General features: G+C 73.2%; 15 protein-coding genes. 5 read left to right on the top strand and 10 right to left on the bottom strand.

Annotation, left to right across the window (positions count from 1 at the left end; translation table 11 throughout):
- Nucleotides 1-52 precede the first annotated feature (52 nt).
- Nucleotides 53-721 (top strand): class F sortase, encoded by a 669-nt coding sequence (locus QIT00_RS21640; RefSeq protein WP_282536990.1) that lies wholly within the window; start codon nt 53-55, stop codon nt 719-721.
- A gap of 109 nt (nt 722-830) precedes the next feature.
- On the opposite strand, the gene QIT00_RS21635 is transcribed toward QIT00_RS21640, so the two are convergent.
- The 3 genes from QIT00_RS21635 to QIT00_RS21625 are packed head-to-tail and all read right to left on the bottom strand — an operon-like array spanning nt 831 to nt 3,190.
- A complete protein-coding gene (locus QIT00_RS21635; RefSeq protein WP_282536989.1) occupies nt 831-1,610 on the bottom strand; it encodes a sulfite exporter TauE/SafE family protein in 780 nt (259 codons plus the stop codon).
- Nucleotides 1,611-1,657: 47 nt separating this feature from the next.
- Entirely contained in the window at nt 1,658-1,846 is a 189-nt protein-coding gene (locus QIT00_RS21630; protein WP_282536988.1) for a hypothetical protein, read from the bottom strand.
- Between the two features lie 39 nt (nt 1,847-1,885).
- Complete coding sequence (locus tag QIT00_RS21625; RefSeq protein WP_282536987.1) at nt 1,886-3,190, bottom strand: ferredoxin reductase family protein; 1,305 nt, start codon at nt 3,188-3,190, stop codon at nt 1,886-1,888.
- Between the two features lie 402 nt (nt 3,191-3,592).
- On the opposite strand from QIT00_RS21625, the gene QIT00_RS21620 reads away from it, so the two are divergent.
- From QIT00_RS21620 to nirD, 3 genes are read left to right on the top strand one after another with little or no spacing between them, the layout of a single operon-like run.
- A complete protein-coding gene (locus QIT00_RS21620; protein ID WP_282536986.1) occupies nt 3,593-4,822 on the top strand; it encodes an NAD(P)/FAD-dependent oxidoreductase in 1,230 nt (409 codons plus the stop codon).
- Nucleotides 4,822-7,413 carry a nitrite reductase large subunit NirB gene (gene nirB, locus QIT00_RS21615; protein WP_282536985.1) on the top strand — a complete coding sequence of 864 codons (2,592 nt, stop codon included), beginning with the start codon at nt 4,822-4,824 and terminating at the stop codon, nt 7,411-7,413. Before QIT00_RS21620 ends, nirB begins: the two co-directional genes overlap by 1 nt.
- A complete protein-coding gene (gene nirD, locus QIT00_RS21610; RefSeq protein WP_282536984.1) occupies nt 7,410-7,769 on the top strand; it encodes a nitrite reductase small subunit NirD in 360 nt (119 codons plus the stop codon). The genes nirB and nirD overlap by 4 nt, the downstream gene beginning before the upstream one ends.
- A gap of 15 nt (nt 7,770-7,784) precedes the next feature.
- On the opposite strand, the gene QIT00_RS21605 is transcribed toward nirD, so the two are convergent.
- From QIT00_RS21605 to QIT00_RS21585, 5 genes are all read right to left on the bottom strand, one after another.
- Nucleotides 7,785-8,705 carry an oxidoreductase gene (locus QIT00_RS21605; protein WP_282536983.1) on the bottom strand — a complete coding sequence of 307 codons (921 nt, stop codon included), beginning with the start codon at nt 8,703-8,705 and terminating at the stop codon, nt 7,785-7,787.
- Nucleotides 8,706-8,760: 55 nt separating this feature from the next.
- The gene (locus QIT00_RS21600; RefSeq protein ID WP_282536982.1) at nt 8,761-9,540 is read right to left on the bottom strand and encodes an SDR family NAD(P)-dependent oxidoreductase; all 780 of its coding nucleotides are present in this window, start codon (nt 9,538-9,540) and stop codon (nt 8,761-8,763) included.
- A 29-nt stretch (nt 9,541-9,569) separates the two neighbouring features.
- Nucleotides 9,570-10,949, bottom strand: a complete 1,380-nt coding sequence (locus QIT00_RS21595; protein ID WP_282536981.1) for an MFS transporter — start codon at nt 10,947-10,949, stop codon at nt 9,570-9,572.
- Between the two features lie 95 nt (nt 10,950-11,044).
- Nucleotides 11,045-11,632: a TetR/AcrR family transcriptional regulator gene (locus QIT00_RS21590; protein WP_282536980.1), complete on the bottom strand. Its 588-nt coding sequence runs from the start codon at nt 11,630-11,632 to the stop codon at nt 11,045-11,047.
- Between the two features lie 74 nt (nt 11,633-11,706).
- Nucleotides 11,707-12,159, bottom strand: a complete 453-nt coding sequence (locus tag QIT00_RS21585) for a group III truncated hemoglobin (protein ID WP_282536979.1) — start codon at nt 12,157-12,159, stop codon at nt 11,707-11,709.
- Nucleotides 12,160-12,246: 87 nt separating this feature from the next.
- Here QIT00_RS21585 and QIT00_RS21580 point away from each other — a divergent pair, with 87 nt between their 5' ends.
- Nucleotides 12,247-12,855 (top strand): hypothetical protein, encoded by a 609-nt coding sequence (locus QIT00_RS21580; RefSeq protein WP_282536978.1) that lies wholly within the window; start codon nt 12,247-12,249, stop codon nt 12,853-12,855.
- A 69-nt stretch (nt 12,856-12,924) separates the two neighbouring features.
- Here the strand turns inward: QIT00_RS21580 and QIT00_RS21575 are convergent, their stop codons facing one another.
- Entirely contained in the window at nt 12,925-13,818 is an 894-nt protein-coding gene (locus tag QIT00_RS21575) for a formylglycine-generating enzyme family protein (protein ID WP_282536977.1), read from the bottom strand.
- Nucleotides 13,815-15,470, bottom strand: coding sequence for an alpha-amylase family glycosyl hydrolase (locus QIT00_RS21570; protein ID WP_282536976.1), 1,656 nt, complete (start codon nt 15,468-15,470; stop codon nt 13,815-13,817). The genes QIT00_RS21575 and QIT00_RS21570 overlap by 4 nt, the downstream gene beginning before the upstream one ends.
- Between the last annotated feature and the right edge of the window lie 4 nt (nt 15,471-15,474).

Here is a 15,474-nt window from a genome sequence, read left to right as displayed (position 1 = left end):
GCGGCTCGGAGGGGGACGCGGGGCACGTACGACCACCCCGAGAGGGCCCACCGTGCCGAACCGTGAGACCGGGACCCGCAGAAAAGGGCCCCGCAAGCCGCTCCGTACCGCGATAGCCGCGGTCTCCGTCCTCGCCCTGTGCTCCGGCGTGTGGCTGCTGCAGAACGGCGGCGCGCAGGCACCGCCGCAGCCGTCCGCCGCCGAATCCGCGGACACCTCCGCGGGTCCGGCGCCGCGCGCCACCGGCGCGGCCCCCGCGCTGCCCGCCGCGCCGCCCACCCGCCTACGCATCCCCTCCCTGCGCGTCGACGCCCCGCTGATGGGCCTGAGCCTGACGCGCGAGGGCAGCCTCGACGTACCGCCCGCGGGGCGGCGCAATCTGGCCGGCTGGTACGAGGCGGGCACCACGCCCGGCGAGCGCGGCACCGCCGTCGTCGCCGGGCATGTCGACAACGCCGAGGGCCCGGCCGTGTTCTACGCGCTCGGGGCGCTGCGCAAGGGCCAGACCGTCGAGGTGGACCGGGACGACGGCAGGACCGCGGTGTTCACGGTCGACGCGGTGGAGGTCTACGACAGCCGGGACTTCCCGGACGACAAGGTGTACGGCGCCGCCGCGCGCCCCGAGCTGCGGGTGATCACCTGCGGTGGCGGCTACTCGAAGAACACCGGCTACCTCGGCAACGTCGTCGTCTTCGCGCACCTGACGGGCACCCGTACGTGAGGGGACCTCTTCGCGCACCTGACGGGCACCCGTACCTGACGGGCACCCGTACGGGAAGGGCACGAAGGGCACCCGTACGTGAAGGGCACCCGCCCGTGAGGGGACCGGCTCACCCCAGCCACTGGTCGTACGCCAGCTTCCCCACCAGCGTGACGACGACGACCACGAGGACGCCGCGGACGAATCCGCTGCCCTTCTTCAGTGCCATGCGCGCGCCCACCGTGCCCCCGACGAGGTTGAACACAGCCATCGCGGCGGCCAGTTGCCACATCACGGTGCCCTTGTAGCTGAACATCGCGAGAGCGCCCAGGTTGGTGCAGACGTTGACGATCTTCGCGATGGCGGAGGCGTGCACGAGGTCCATGTGCAGGACGGCGGTCAGCGCGATCACCAGGAACGTGCCGGTGCCGGGCCCGAAGAGGCCGTCGTAGAAGCCGATGCCGAGGCCCGCGACGGCGATCGCGGCGAACACCCGCTGCTTGGTCGGCGGGCCCGCGACGGCGCCGGTGCCGAAGGCCGGGCGGAGCATCACGAACGCGAGCACACCGAGCAGCACCACCATGATCATGGGCCGCAGGACGTCGGAGCTGATCCCGGCCGCGAAGAACGCCCCGCCCATCGACCCGGCGAGCGCCGCGAGCCCGATCTTCACGGCGGTGCCGACCTCGACCGGGGCTTTCCGGGCGTACGTGACGGCCGCGGCGGAGGTGCCGACGATCGCGACGGCCTTGTTGGTCCCGTACACATAGCTGGGGTGCACCTGCGGGACGCCGATGAGGAGCGCGGGGAGCAGCAGCAGTCCGCCGCCGCCCACCACGGCGTCGATCCAGCCCGCAGCGGCCGCGGCGAGGCAGAGGACCACGACCGTGGTCAGGGATATGTCGGGCATGATCACGACAGTATCCGGAGGCCCTGAGCTGCCGGACACCACCTGGTTCAGGGTGCCGCCTGGGGTTCCGCACGCCCGGCCGGGAGGCGGTCGGGGGCGGGCGGGGCGGCCGGGTCGACGGTGACCGCGAGGAGCGTCGCGGCGAACGCGCTGGCGGAGGCGAGCCCCAGGGCGAGTCTGCGGCGGGCCTGACGGGTGACTCCCCGCACGGGGACGGGCTTGCGGTGGCGGGCCATGGGCGGGCGACTCTCCGGGCTGTCTTCGGGTCAGGGTTCTCAGTACGTGAAGTTCTCGGCGTGTATACGGTCCTCGGGCACCCCCGCCCGTACGAGGGCCACGGTCGCCGCGTGCGCCATGCCGGGCGGGCCGCACAAGTACACGTCGTGCTCGGCGAGATCGGGCACGAGATTGCGCAGGGCCTGCGGGGCGAGGGGGTCGAAGGAGGCGTCGGAGGGGCCGAGCAGGAAGTGCAGGTGGGCCTCGCGGGAGGCGGCGATGGCCTCCAGCTCGGCGCGCAGGACCAGCTGTTCGGCGCTGGACGCGCGGTAGAGGAGGGTGAGGTCGCCGGGTGCGCAGGGCAGGGTCTCGAAGAGGGCCCGCATCGGGGTGACGCCGACGCCCCCGGCGAGCAGCAGCACCTTGCGGCGGCTGCGGCGGTGCGCGGTCAGGGCGCCGAACGGGCCGGTGGCGAGGACCCGGGTGCCGGGCCGGAGGCGGCGCACCCGGCGCGTGTGGGTGCCGATGGCCTTGACGGTGATCCGTACCCGGTCGTCGCGGACCGGCGCGGAGAGCGAGAACGGCAGGGCGGTGTGCCAGAGCCCGCGCCGCAGGAACCGCCAGCGCAGGAACTGCCCGGGCTCGGCGCGCAGTTCGTCCAGGCCGATGCCCTGCATGACGACGGAGACCACGTCGGGCCCCTCCACCGTCACCTCCCGCACCCGCAGGCTGTGCCGCAGCGCCTGGCGTACGGGGACGACGAGCCGGTACCAGACGAGCAGCACGGCGACGGTGGTGTGCAGCAGCGACCAGAACCAGACGGCGAGGGCGCTGCCCGCGATGTCGGGCCCGGCGAGCTGGTGGGCGAAGGCGAGCCCGGCGCCGACGTACGTGAGCAGATGGACGGCCCGCCAGGTCTCGTGCGGGACGCGGCGGCGCACCGCACGGGCCGAGGTGACGCCGACGGCGCCGAACAGGGCCGTACCGAGGGCGGCGGCCGCGAGGCCGGGGTAGCCGAGCAGGCGGACGCCGGCGCTCAGCAGATCGTCGCCGGTGTGGGCCGCGTACCCGCAGAGGGCGAACAGGGTGTGCGCGGCGCACAGGCTGAGCACCCAGCGTCCGCCGAGCGCGTGCCGCCGGGCGAGCCGGTCGGCGCCCACGCCGTGCTCGACCGCGGGGACGCGGGCCATCAGGAAGAGCATGACCAGCACTCCGTAGGCGGCGAGGAGGCCGGTGAGGTGGGCGGCGGTTGCGAAGAGGGCGTCGAGTCGCGCGGAGTGGTGGGCCTGTACCGCCCAGAGCCCGGTGACCATGGCTCCGCCGGTGGTCAGGGCGGTCCTCAGCACCCGGGGGTCGACCCTCATGGGCTGGACCGGATCGCGATCCGGCGCTGGACGCGTCGTAGGTCGTCCACATGCGCACCCGGCGCCGTGGGGCTGTGCCCACCCTCCCCCAAGCTCTCGGCTTCGCTCGAGCAGGGGGGACCCCCATCGCCCTGCGGAACAGCTGCCCACAGCAGTAGCGGTAGTGGTAGCAGTAGCTGTCGTCACTCTCACGGCAGTGAACCTAGAGCCTGCCGACGCGCAAAAACACCAGGTCAGGCCCCCGCCCGGCATCCTTAAGGTTCCCTTGAGAACCCCCTCACGGACGATTAAGCCAAGCCCGCAAGGACCTCACACGCCCTGCCCCACCCCGCTGAGGGCAGCGTTCCGTGCGGGAAACAGAAGGGATGCGGACGGGTAACACCGGCGCCGCACGCTCCTTGCATGGGTTCACAGATCGTGGTGATCGGCGCGGGCACGGCGGGCGTACGGCTCGCGCAGCAGCTCGCCCTGGCCTCGGCCGCGGGCGGGGCAGCACCTGCCTCCGGCCTGGCCGTCACCCTGCTCGGCGACGAGCGGCACGCCCCGTACAACCGTGTGCTGCTCGCCGAAGTCCTTGCCGGGCGGTACGGGCCGGAGGTGATCGCGCTGCCCTCGCCCGCGCCGGTGCGCCGGGGCCGGGTCGAGCGGATCGACCGGGAAGGGCGGTTCGTGCACTGCGCGGACGGCGGCCGGGTCGCCTACGACAAGCTGGTCCTCGCGACCGGCTCGAACCCGGTGCTCCCGCCGCTGCGCGGGCTGGCACCCGGTGCCGGACTGCCTGACGGCGTGCACGCGTTCCGCACCATGGACGACTGCCTCGCCCTCTCCCAGGCCGTACGGGAGGGCAGCCGGGCCGTCGTCATCGGCGGCGGGCTGCTCGGGGTGTCCGCGGCGCGTGCGCTCGCCGAGCGCGGCGCACAGGTCGTCGTGGCCCAGCAGGGCGAACGGCTCATGGAACGCCAACTCGACGCCACAGCGGGCGACTTGGTGCAGCGGCACCTGAGCGGCCTGGGCGTGGAGGTGCACACCGAGTGCCGGGTGCGCGGCCTGATCACCCAGGACGGAGCGGTCACCGGCGTCACGCTGGCCGACGGCTACGCGCTCGGCGCCGACCTCGTCGTCCTCGCCTGCGGGGTGCGGCCCCGCGTCGGGCTCGCCCAGGCGGCCGGTCTGGACGTGCGGCGCGGCATCGTCGTCGACGACGAGCTGCGGACCAGCGACCCGCACATCCACGCCATCGGCGACTGCGCCGAGCACGACGGCACGGTCTACGGTCTGGCCGCCCCGGCGGTCGAACAGGCCGACGCCCTGGCCGAGTCGCTCGCCAGGACTGACGGGCCCCGCTACACCGGCACCCGCGCCCTGACCCGCCTCACCCTGAACGGGACCGGGCCCCTGGACCTCGCCACCTTCGGCGAGTCCGACCCGCTGCCCGGCGACGACGTGGTCCGCCTCGCCGACGCCACCCGCGGCACCTACCGCCAGGTCGTCGTCCGCGACGACCGCCTGGTCGGCGGCGTACTCCTCGGCGAGCTCGGCACCGTCGGCGCGCTCGCCCGTGCCTGGGAGGCCGCAGAGCCGCTTCCCGAGGCGCCCCTGCTCCATCTGCTCACCCCTGACGGAGGCTCCTGATGTCCACAGCAACCCCCCGCACGATCGTGCTCGTCGGCCACGGCATGGTCGGCCAGCGGTTCCTGGAGGCCCTGGCCGAGCACGGCGTCGCCGGACGCGACCGGGTGGTCGTCCTGTGCGAGGAGCCCCGCCCCGCCTATGACCGGGTGCAGCTCACCTCGTACTTCGCGGGCCGCACGCCCGAGGAACTCTCCCTGTCGGACGCCGAGTTCCTCGACAAGTACGGCATCGAACTGCACCTGGGCGACCCGGCCGAGACCATCGACCGGGAGCGCGGCGTCGTCACGGCCCGCTCGGGTCTGACGGTCGCGTACGACACGCTGGTGCTCGCCACCGGCTCGTACCCGTTCGTGCCGCCCGTGCCGGGCAAGGACGCCGCGGGCTGCTTCGTCTACCGCACGATCGAGGACCTGCTCGCGATCGAGGAGTACGCGAAGAACGCCACGACCGGCGCCGTCGTGGGTGGCGGTCTGCTCGGCCTGGAGGCGGCGGGCGCCCTGAAGGGCCTCGGCCTGAGCACCCACATCGTCGAGTTCGCGCCGCGCCTCATGCCGGTGCAGGTCGACGAGGGCGGCGGCGCCGCGCTGCACCGCACGATCACCGGCATGGGCCTGACCGTGCACACCGGCACCGGCACGCAGGAGATCGTCACCGGTGAGGACGGCTCCGTCACCGCCATGCGCCTTTCGGACGGCTCCGAACTGGCCACGGACATGGTCGTGTTCAGCGCGGGCGTCCGCCCCCGCGACCAGCTGGCCCGGGACTGCGGCCTGGCGGTCGGCGAGCGCGGCGGCATCACCGTGGACGAGCGGTGCCGCACCGCCGACCCGAAGGTCTTCGCGATCGGCGAGTGCGCGCTCGCGGCGGACGGCCGGGTGTACGGCCTGGTCGCGCCCGGTTACGAGATGGCGCAGGTCGCGGCGGCCGCGATCGCCGACCAGGAGAACGGGAACGGCTTCACCGGGGCCGACATGTCGACCAAGCTGAAGCTGCTCGGCGTGGACGTGGCGTCCTTCGGCGACGCGCACGGCACCGCCGAGGGCTCCCTGGACGTCGTGTACGCGGACTCCCGCTCCGGCACGTACAAGAAGCTGGTAGTCGGCGCGGGCGGCGAGCTGCTCGGCGGCGTCCTCGTCGGCGACGCCGAGTCGTACGGCATGCTGCGTCCGCTGACCGGCTCCGTGCCGCCGATCTCCCCCGAGCAGCTGGTCCTGCCCGCCGGCGCGGGCGCACCCGTGGCCCTCGGCCCGACGGCGCTCCCCGACGAGGCCGTCATCTGCTCCTGCCACAACGTCACCAAGGGCGCCATCCGGGGCGCGGTCACCGAGCACTCCTGCACGAGCGTGCCGGAGGTCAAGAAGTGCACCAAGGCCGGTACGGGCTGCGGCAGTTGTGTGAAGGTCCTCGGCCAGCTGGTCACCGCCGAGCTGGAGGCGGGCGGCGTCGAGGTCGACAAGGGCCTGTGCGGCTGCTTCGCCCAGACCCGCCAGGAACTGTACGAGATCGTGCTCGCCCTGCGCCTCACCTCGTACCGGGAACTCCTGGACGCGCACGGCCGCGCGGAGGCGCGCGGCGGCGACGGCTGCGAGATCTGCAAGCCGACGATCGGCTCGATCATCGCGTCCCTCGCGCCCACGCTCGGCGCGGACGGCTACGTCCTGGACGGCGAGCAGGCCGCGCTCCAGGACACCAACGACCACTTCCTCGCCAACCTGCAGAAGAACGGCTCGTACTCGATCGTGCCGCGCATCCCCGGCGGCGAGATCACCCCGGAGAAGCTGATCGTGATCGGCGAGGTCGCCCGCGACTTCGGCCTCTACACGAAGATCACGGGCGGCCAGCGCATCGACATGTTCGGCGCGCGGGTCGAGCAACTCCCGCTCATCTGGGCCAAGTTGGTGGACGCGGGCTTCGAGTCCGGCCACGCGTACGGGAAATCTCTCCGTACCGTGAAGTCCTGCGTCGGCTCGACCTGGTGCCGCTACGGCGTGCAGGACAGCGTCCGCATGGCGATCGACCTGGAGCTGCGCTACCGGGGCCTGCGCTCCCCGCACAAGCTGAAGTCGGCGGTCTCCGGCTGCGCCCGCGAGTGCGCGGAGGCCCAGTCCAAGGACTTCGGCGTGATCGCCACGTCCAACGGCTGGAACCTGTACGTCGGCGGCAACGGCGGCGCGACCCCGCGCCACGCGGACCTGCTCGCCCAGGACCTCGACGACGACGGGCTGATCCGTCTGATCGACCGCTTCCTGATGTTCTACATCCGCACGGCCGACCGCCTGGAGCGCACGTCGACCTGGCTGGAGCGGATCGAGGGCGGCCTGGACCACGTACGGGACGTGGTGGTCGAGGACTCCCTCGGCATCTGCGCCGACCTGGAGGCGCTGATGACGGCCCACGTCTCCGGCTACCGCGACGAGTGGGCGTCCACCCTCGACGACCCGGAGCGCCTGGCCCGCTTCGTCTCGTTCGTGAACGCCCCCGAAGTCCCGGACCCGACCGTCCGGTTCGTACCGGAACGCAACCAGATCAAGCCCGAACTGCCCCTCCTGAACCTGACCACCCGCCCCCTGGAAGGAACCGCGACCCGATGACGATCCTCGCTGTTGAGACGACCACTGCATACGTCCAGCTGTACGTGGACGGCGACTGGCTGCCCGTCTGCGACGACCCGACCCGGATCACCCCCGGCCGCGGCGTGGCGGTCCTGCTCCCCGACGGCGGCCAGGCAGCGGTCTTCCAGGACCGCACGGGCCGCTGGTACGCGATCGACAACCACGACCCGTTCACGGGCGCGGCGGTCCTCTCCCGAGGCCTGATGGGGTCCTCCGACGGCTCGGCGTTCGTCGCGTCCCCGCTTCTCAAGCAGCGCTTCGACCTGACGACGGGGCGGTGCCTGGACGACGAGGAGGTCTCGGTGCGGGCGTACGCGGTGCGCGTCGCCGCCTGAGCAGCGCCGCCCGCGTCAGCCGAGTCCGTACGCCACGCCCGTGAGCTGCTCGGACGCCACCCAGAGCCGCTCCCCCGCAATGTCGTTGCGAGTCCACGGTGCCCGCCACGACTTCGCGGGGGCGCCGCGCCAGCCCTGGAGGCGGGGGCCCGTGAAGGAGTCGGGCCGGACGCCTGGCGCCGTGGCCGCGTACAGCGTGGGCAGGGCACCGGCCTGTGCCGACTGGGCGACGATCCGGTTGGCAAGCCCGGCGGCCCGCTCGATGCCCCGGCGGCCCTCCATCCGGGGCCCGGCGGTCTGCAGGTTGGTACTGGCGTAACCGGGGTGGGCGGCAGCGGCGACGACACCCGAACCCGCGGCGGCCAGGCGCCTCGCCAACTCGTGCGTGAACAGCAGGTTGGCGGTCTTGGAGCGGCCGTACGCGACCCAACGGCGATAGCGGCGCTCACTGTTGAGGTCGCCGATGTCGATGTTGGCGAGGACGTGCAGTCCGCTGGAGACGGTCACGACGCGGGCGCCGTCGACGTTCTCGATGCGGGGCAGCAGCAGCCCGGTGAGGGCGAAGTGGCCGAGGTGGTTCACCCCGAACTGGGTCTCGAAGCCGTCGGCGGTCCGCGCGTACGGCAGGGCCATGACGCCCGCGTTGTTGATCAGCAGATCGATCCGCGCGGGCGCGTGCGAGCCCGCGAACTCCCGTACGGACTTCAGGTCGCCGAGGTCGAGCGGCGCGAACTCGACCTCGGCGCCCGGCACTTCGGCGGTGAGCCGGGACACGGCCTCCGTGCCCCGGGACTCACTGCGGCAGGCGAGGACCACGCGGGCGCCGCGCCGGGCCAGTTCGCGTGCCGTGACATAGCCGATGCCACTGTTGGCCCCGGTCACGACGGCCGTGCGGCCACTCTGGTCGGGGATGTCGCTCGCGTTCCAGCCCGGCATGGGATGTGTCCTTCCGGAGAGGTCGGGACGTTCCAGCGTACGACCCCGGTCCGGCTCAGGCGGCGGCGCCGCCGTCCACGACGAGGTCGGTGCCGACAAGGGAACCGGCCTCCGGGGACGCCAGGTAGAGCACCGCGGCGGCGACCTCGTCGCGGCTCGCGACCCGGCCGAGCGGGTTCGTCTCCCGCATCCGCTCGGCACGCCCCGCCTCGTTCTCGCCGGGCAGCAGCGACATGGAGGTGTCCGAGGCGCCGGGGCTGACCGAGTTGACGCGGACGCCGTCCCCGATGTGGTCGAGCGCCGCGCCTCGGGTGAGGGCCCAGACGGCGGCCTTGGTCGCGGCGTAGGCGGCGGCGCCGGGGATGCGCAGGTGCGGGCCGAGGTTGGAGGCGATGTTGACGATGGCGCCGCCGGTCGACTGGCCTCGCATCTCGGCGATCTCGGCGCGCAGGGCCAGGAACACGCCGGTGACGTTGATGTCGAGCTGGGTGCGCCAGTCCTCCTCGGAGAGCTCGGCGAGGGGCGTACCGGCGCGCAGCACACCGGCGTTGTTGACGGCCACGTCGAGCGAGCCGAAGCGGTCGACCACCGCGCGCACGGCGGCCTGGACCTCCCCTGCGCTGCTGACGTCGGCGGTCACGGCGAACGCGGTGCCGCCCTGCTCCTCGATCAGCTGGACGGTCTCCTTGAGCGGACCCTCCCCCCGCCCGGCCACGGCGACGTGCGCGCCCTCGGCGGCGAAGGCGAGCGCGATGGCGCGGCCGAGACCGCTGCCGCCGCCGGTGACGAGGACGGACTTGCCGGTGAAGCGGGTACGTGACGTGAAGTTGGTCATGAGGTGACTCCCTTGATTGCGTTGATGCGTCAGATGGTTCGGGTGATCCGGGCGGACAGATGGTGGACGGCGAGCGCGGCGAACAGCACCGCCGTGACGAAGAGGGTCGAGGGGTCTCCGCCCACGGTGAGCAGGGCGGCGAACAGGACGGTCGGCCCGAACTCCATCGCGGTGTTCATGACGCCCCCTGCGAGGCCCACGTCAGCGGGGGCGACGGACTCCATGGCGAGCACGGCGGCGCCCGCGAAGGACAGCGCCGCACCCGCGGGCAGCAGCACCAGACCGGGCAGAAGGCCGTAGCCGTACGGGATGCCGGGGTCGAGGCCGGTGGCGGCGAGGAGCGCGAGGCCGACGGCTCCGGTGCCCAGCCCCGCGCCGGTCACGCGGGCCGCGCCGTACCGCCCGATCAGTGGGCCCGCGATCCGTCCTGCGGCGATCAGCGCCACCGCGAACGGCACGAAGGCGGCCGAGGTGGGCAGCGGCGACCAGTCGCGGACCTGCTGCAGGTGGAGCGAGAGGACGACGAACACGGTGGCCGTACCTGCGGCGGTCAGCGCGACCGCGGCGAGCCCGGCGGCGCGCCGCTGCACGTGCAGGAACCCGGGCGGAAGGAGCGGGTCGGGGGCCCGGCGTTCGACCGCCACGAATCCGGCGAGCAGGGCCACCCCGGCGCCGAGCGGCACCAGCACCTGCGGCGCGGTCCAGGCGTACGCGTCGGTCATGACGAGCCCGTGACCGGCGCCGAGCAGTCCGCCGGTGGCGAGCAGCGCCCCCGGCAGGTCCAGGGCGCGTCCGGCGCCCGGGGCGGTGGGCGGCAGGAGACGGGGCGCGAGAGCGAGGGCCAGGGCCGCGACGGCGAGCGGCAGCGCGAGGGCGAGCCGCCAGGACCAGAGGGCCGAGACGACTCCGGAGAGCAGATTGCCCGCGGTGGCTCCGAGCACGGAAAGCCCGCCCCAGGCCGCCATGGCCCGGCCGTACGCGGCGGGCTCCGGGAACACCGTGCGCAGCACCGCGAGGGCGGCCGGCGCGACGAGCGCCGCGCCCGCGCCCTGCGCGAAGCGGGCGGCGAGGAGCACCGTGTGGTCCGGTGCCGCCGGAGCGAGGGCGGAGGCGGCGCCGAAGAGCAGCAGCCCGGCGGTGAGCGCCCGGCGCCCGCCCCAGCGGTCGGCGACGCGCCCGCCGAAGAGCAGCAGCCCTGCGAACGTGAGCCCGTAGGCCGCGCTGAGCAGGATCAAGTCGGCCCGCCCCAGGGCGAATTCGCGGCCGATCCGGGGCAGCGGTACGGCGATGACGGCGAGCGTGAAGATCAGGCAGACCTGTACCGCGCCGAGCAGCGCGAAGGCGGGCGCGGTGCGCGGGACGGCTTCGGGCGGGTCCTCGACGAGGACGGTCGTGTGATGCCCAGCCATGTCTCCCCCAAGAGTGATTTTTATTGAACGATCGGTCCAGTATTAACGCAAAAAAAGAGCCCACCTCGCCCGCCTCCCCACCCGCTCTATCCGTTCTATCCGTCGAGCAGCCGCAGTGCCTGCTCCGCCGCGTCCCGCACCCTGGCCGGGTCGCTCGACGCCTTGCCCACCACGCGCAGACCCTGCATCAGCACGAGCAGCATCCGCGAGAGGGCCCGCGGGTCACGGCCTTCGGGCAGCTCACCCTGCGCCTGGGCCCGGACGAGCGCGGCGTACAGCGGAGTCTCGATGTGATCCCAGCTGACCTCCACCCGGCGGGCGGCGGCCGTGTCGTGCGGGGCCATTTCGGCGGCCGTATTGGTGACGAGGCAGCCGGACAGACGGAGTTGCTCGTCCGAGGCCTCGTCGGCGAACCGGCGCACCAGGGCGCGCACGGCCGGCAGCACCGGACCCGGCTGCGACAACTCGGCGAGCAGGGCCGGGTCACGCGTCTGCGCGTACCGGTCCATGGCCTTCAGGTACAGCTCGCGCTTGTTGCCGAAGGTCGCGTAGAGGCTGGCACGGCCGATACCGAGGTGGCCGACGAGATCGGCCATCGAGGTCGCCTCGTACCCACGTCGCCAGAACAGCTCAAGAGCTGCCTGGAGCGCGGCGTCGGGGTCGAACTCCTTGGTGCGTGCCATGTGGACGACTCTAGCCCTGACTGGAACGCACGGTCAAGAATGATCGGCACACCTGATGCCGGGTTGGACGTCCCCTAGGCGGCCGCCCGCAGTTCCACCGCCGCCAGCGGTACGAACCCAGGACCGGTGCCGGACGTGTCCGCGTCGCGGCCGCTCAGCCGCCGCAGCAGGGCCATCGCGATCCGCTCCCCCTGGGCCTTGGCCCGCTCCGCGTTCGGCCCCAGGTGCAGGCCGTCCACGGTGGCGTGCCAGAGCTGGACCCAGCGGCCGAAGTGGGCGGCGGTCAGGGGCTCCACGGCGTGCAGGGCGGCGTGCGGGGCGAAGGCGTTGCGGTGGTAGTCGGCCGTGCGGAAGAGCGCCCGCTCCCAGAAGTCGGTGATGCGCGGCAGGTGGACCTCCAGGTCCGTGCCCGCGATCTGCGTGAAGAACGGCCCGATCAGCGGGTCCGCGAAGGCGGCGGTGTAGAAGCGGCGGAGGAGTAGGTCGAGGTCGTCCCGCCCGGAGATGTCCGGCTTCGTGTGGCTCATGCGTTCCAGCGTGCCGGGCACCGGATCACCGGAAACAGGGCAGAAGGTCCCGCGCATCCGCGCCCCGCCGCGCGTAGCGTCGAGACCATGAGCGACACCGAACCCACAGCGGGCCCCGAGGGCCGTACCTCCGGAAAGAAGATCACCGAGAAGCTCTCCGCCGCCGCCCTCGCCGAGTCCACCGGGAAGGACTGGCTCGGCTGGTTCGCCGTGCTCGACCGGTGGGGTGCCGTCGGGCCACCGCAGCGCAGCCACACAGAGATCGCCCGGCACCTGCGCGAGGAGCACGGCGTGAACGGCTGGCACGCGCAGTCGATCACCGTCGGGTACGAGCAGGAGCGCGGGATGCGCGAGGTCGGGCAGACGTGCGCCGGGACCTGGGAGGCAGGTGGCAGCAAGACGATCGCCGCCGGGGCCGAGCGGATCACCGAGGCGTTCGTGGACGAGTCCGTGCGCCGCCGCTGGCTGCCCGACGCCGACGTCACGATCCGTACGCACCGGCCGGGCAAGTCCCTCACGGCCGACTGGGAGGACGGGTCGAGCCGGATCTCCGTGTACCTGACGGTCAAGGGCCCGGAGAAGACCGGCGTCAGCCTCGGACATCACAAGCTGGACGACGCCGACGCGGTCGCCGCGTACAAGGAGTTCTGGCGGGAGCGGCTCGGCGAGTTGAAACGACTGCTGGAGGAGGACTGAGCCCCCCCGACCGGCCGGGCAGCCCATCGCCCGGGTCAGCCCATCGCCCGGGTCAGCCCATCGCTCGGGTCAGCCCGCCCGGACCACGCGGAACCCCGTGTTGCCGCTGGAGCTGTCCGGGGTGTTGCCCATCCGCGCGGAGGTGCGGTAGCGCAGGCAGTACGACTCGTGGCACAGGTGCGAGCCGCCCTTCAGGACCCGCGTGCCCGGGGTGAACCGGTCCGCGCACCACTCCCACACATTGCCGGTGGTGTTGAACAAGCCGTGGGCGTTGGGCTCGAACGCGTCCACCGGGCATGTGGAGCGGTAGCCGTCGGCGGCCGTGTTCCGGTGCGGGAAGCTGCCGCGGAAGATGTTCATGCGGTACGCGCCGCCGGGGTCGCGCTCCTCGCCCCACGGGTAGGGCTTGCCGTCGAGCCCGCCGCGTGCCGCGTACTCCCACTCCGCCTCGGCGGGCAGCCGGGCCCCGGCCCAGCGGCAGTACGCGAGCGCGTCGTCGTACGAGACATGGACGACCGGGTGGTCCTGCCGGTCGGCGAGGGTGGTGCGCGGTCCCTCGGGGTGGTTCCAGGCGGCGCCGAAGACCTGGCGCCACCACGGGGTCGCGGCAGCGGCTGCGGTGGGCGGGAAGTCGTCGGGCAGGAAGCCGCCGAAGACGAACGACCAGCCGAACCGCTCCGCGTCCGTGACGTACCCGGTCGCCGCCACGAACGCGGCGAACTCGGCGTTGGTGACGGCCGTGGCCGCGATCGCGAAGCCGTCCACGGTCACCTCGCGCGCCGGGCCCTCGCGGTCCTCCGGGTACGGGGAGGAGTCGCTGCCCATCAGGAACGTACCGCCGGACAGTACCGCCCAGCCGCCGTGCGGGGCACGGGACCGCGCTGCTCCCGTGCCGGTGACCGGCGCGGGCGCCCCGGTGGCCTCGGTTCCGGGCTGTCGGCGGGGGGCGCAGCAGGCGGTCATGGCGTCACCGTCGTTCGGGGGCGGGGAGTGCCCGCACCGGACGGCGCGTGCAGGTCGAGCACACCGTAGCCAAAGCCCTCGGCGTGCACCCGGGTGGCCCGGACCTCCACCCCCGAGACCTCGACCGGAGCCGCCCCCGAGAGCCGCTCGGGCAGCGCGAACTCGGTCGGCTCCCGGCGGGGGTTGACCACGACGACGTACCGCTCCCCGCGCACGTACACGAGCGGGTATCCGGCGTGCAGCACCTCGACCGAGCCGCCGCTGCCGAGTTCCGGGCTCGCCTTGCGCAGCGCGATCAGGCGGCGCACCAGGTGGAGCAGCGAGCCGGGGTCGGTGCGCTGGGCGGCGACCGTGGGCCGGGCGGGGTCGGGGTCGAGTGGCAGGTAGAGGTCCGTGGCCGGTGCCGTGGAGAACCCGGCGTTGGCCCGGTCGTCGTCCCACTGCATCGGCGTGCGCGATCCGGCCCGGTCGTAGGAGGGGCCGAGGCGGCTGCCTTCGTGGTCGGTCAGGCCGGGGACGTACCGCATGCCGATCTCGTCGCCGTAGTAGACGGCGGGCAGGGTCGGCCAGGTGAGCTGGAAGGCGAAGAGCGCGGGCAGTTCGGCGGCGGTGCGGGGGCCGCAGGCCGGGCGGGAGAAGTCGTGGTTGGCGGTGGGCAGGCAGATGTGGCCGCCCCGTCCGGCGGTGTCGATCGCCTTGGTCGCGCGCTGCCAGCCGTCGAGGAAGATCCGCGGGGTGCCCCGGCCGTCGGCGGCGAAGTACGGCTCCATCGGGGGCCAGGCCTCGTCGACGGTGCCGGTCCTGTTGCTGAGCAGGGAGCGCAGCGTACGGCCGTTGTCCTCGGAGCCGAACTGCAGAAAGAAGTCCGCGTGGAATCCGGCCGGTACGGAGACGGCCGGGTCGCCCCACTCGGAGAGCAGCGCGGCCTGCGGGTGGGCGCGGTCGATCCAGGACCGCAGCTCCCGCCAGAGCCGGCCGGTCTCGACGTGGCCCGGGTCGTCCTTGACGAGCGACGCGGCCATGTCCACGCGGAAGCCGGACACGCCCAGGTTCAGCCAGTGGGCCATGATGCCGCGCAGTGCCCGGCGGTTGGCGCGCGGGCCTTCGGCGTCCACGGGCAGGCGCCACGGCTCGTCCGGATCGGTGTGCGCGTAGCCGAAGTTGAGGGCGGGCTGGCTCGGGAAGAAGTTCGGCAGGTACCAGCCGGGGCGGGCGCCGGGTGAGGGCTCGAACCCTTCGTGGGGTGGCGCCTCCGTGGCGGCCCAGATGTAGCGCTCGTCGGACGGGTCGTCGGCCGATGCCCTGAACCAGGGGTGCCGGTCGGAGGTGTGCCCGGCCACGAGGTCGAGCAGGACCCGGATGCCTCGGCGACCGGCGGCGTCGACGAGCCGGGCGAGGTCGTCGTTGGTGCCGTAGCGGGGGGCGACCGTGTAGTAGTCGGCGATGTCGTAGCCCGCGTCGAGGAACGGGGAGGTGAAGCACGGGTTGAGCCAGACCGTGTTCACACCGAGCCACTCCAGGTGGTCGAGGCGCTGCTCGATGCCCGCGAAGTCGCCGATGCCGTCGCCGTCGGAGTCGGCGAAGCTCTGCGGATAGATCTGGTAGAGGACGGCCTCGGCCAGCCAGTCGAGGGCGGGGCGTGGGACGTGCACGGAG

The sequence above is a fragment of the Streptomyces luteolus genome (assembly GCF_029968015.1).
GTDB classification, from domain to species: domain Bacteria; phylum Actinomycetota; class Actinomycetes; order Streptomycetales; family Streptomycetaceae; genus Streptomyces; species Streptomyces luteolus.
The sequence above is the reverse complement of the archived record's forward strand: the minus strand, read 5'-3'. Positions and strand labels throughout refer to the sequence as shown.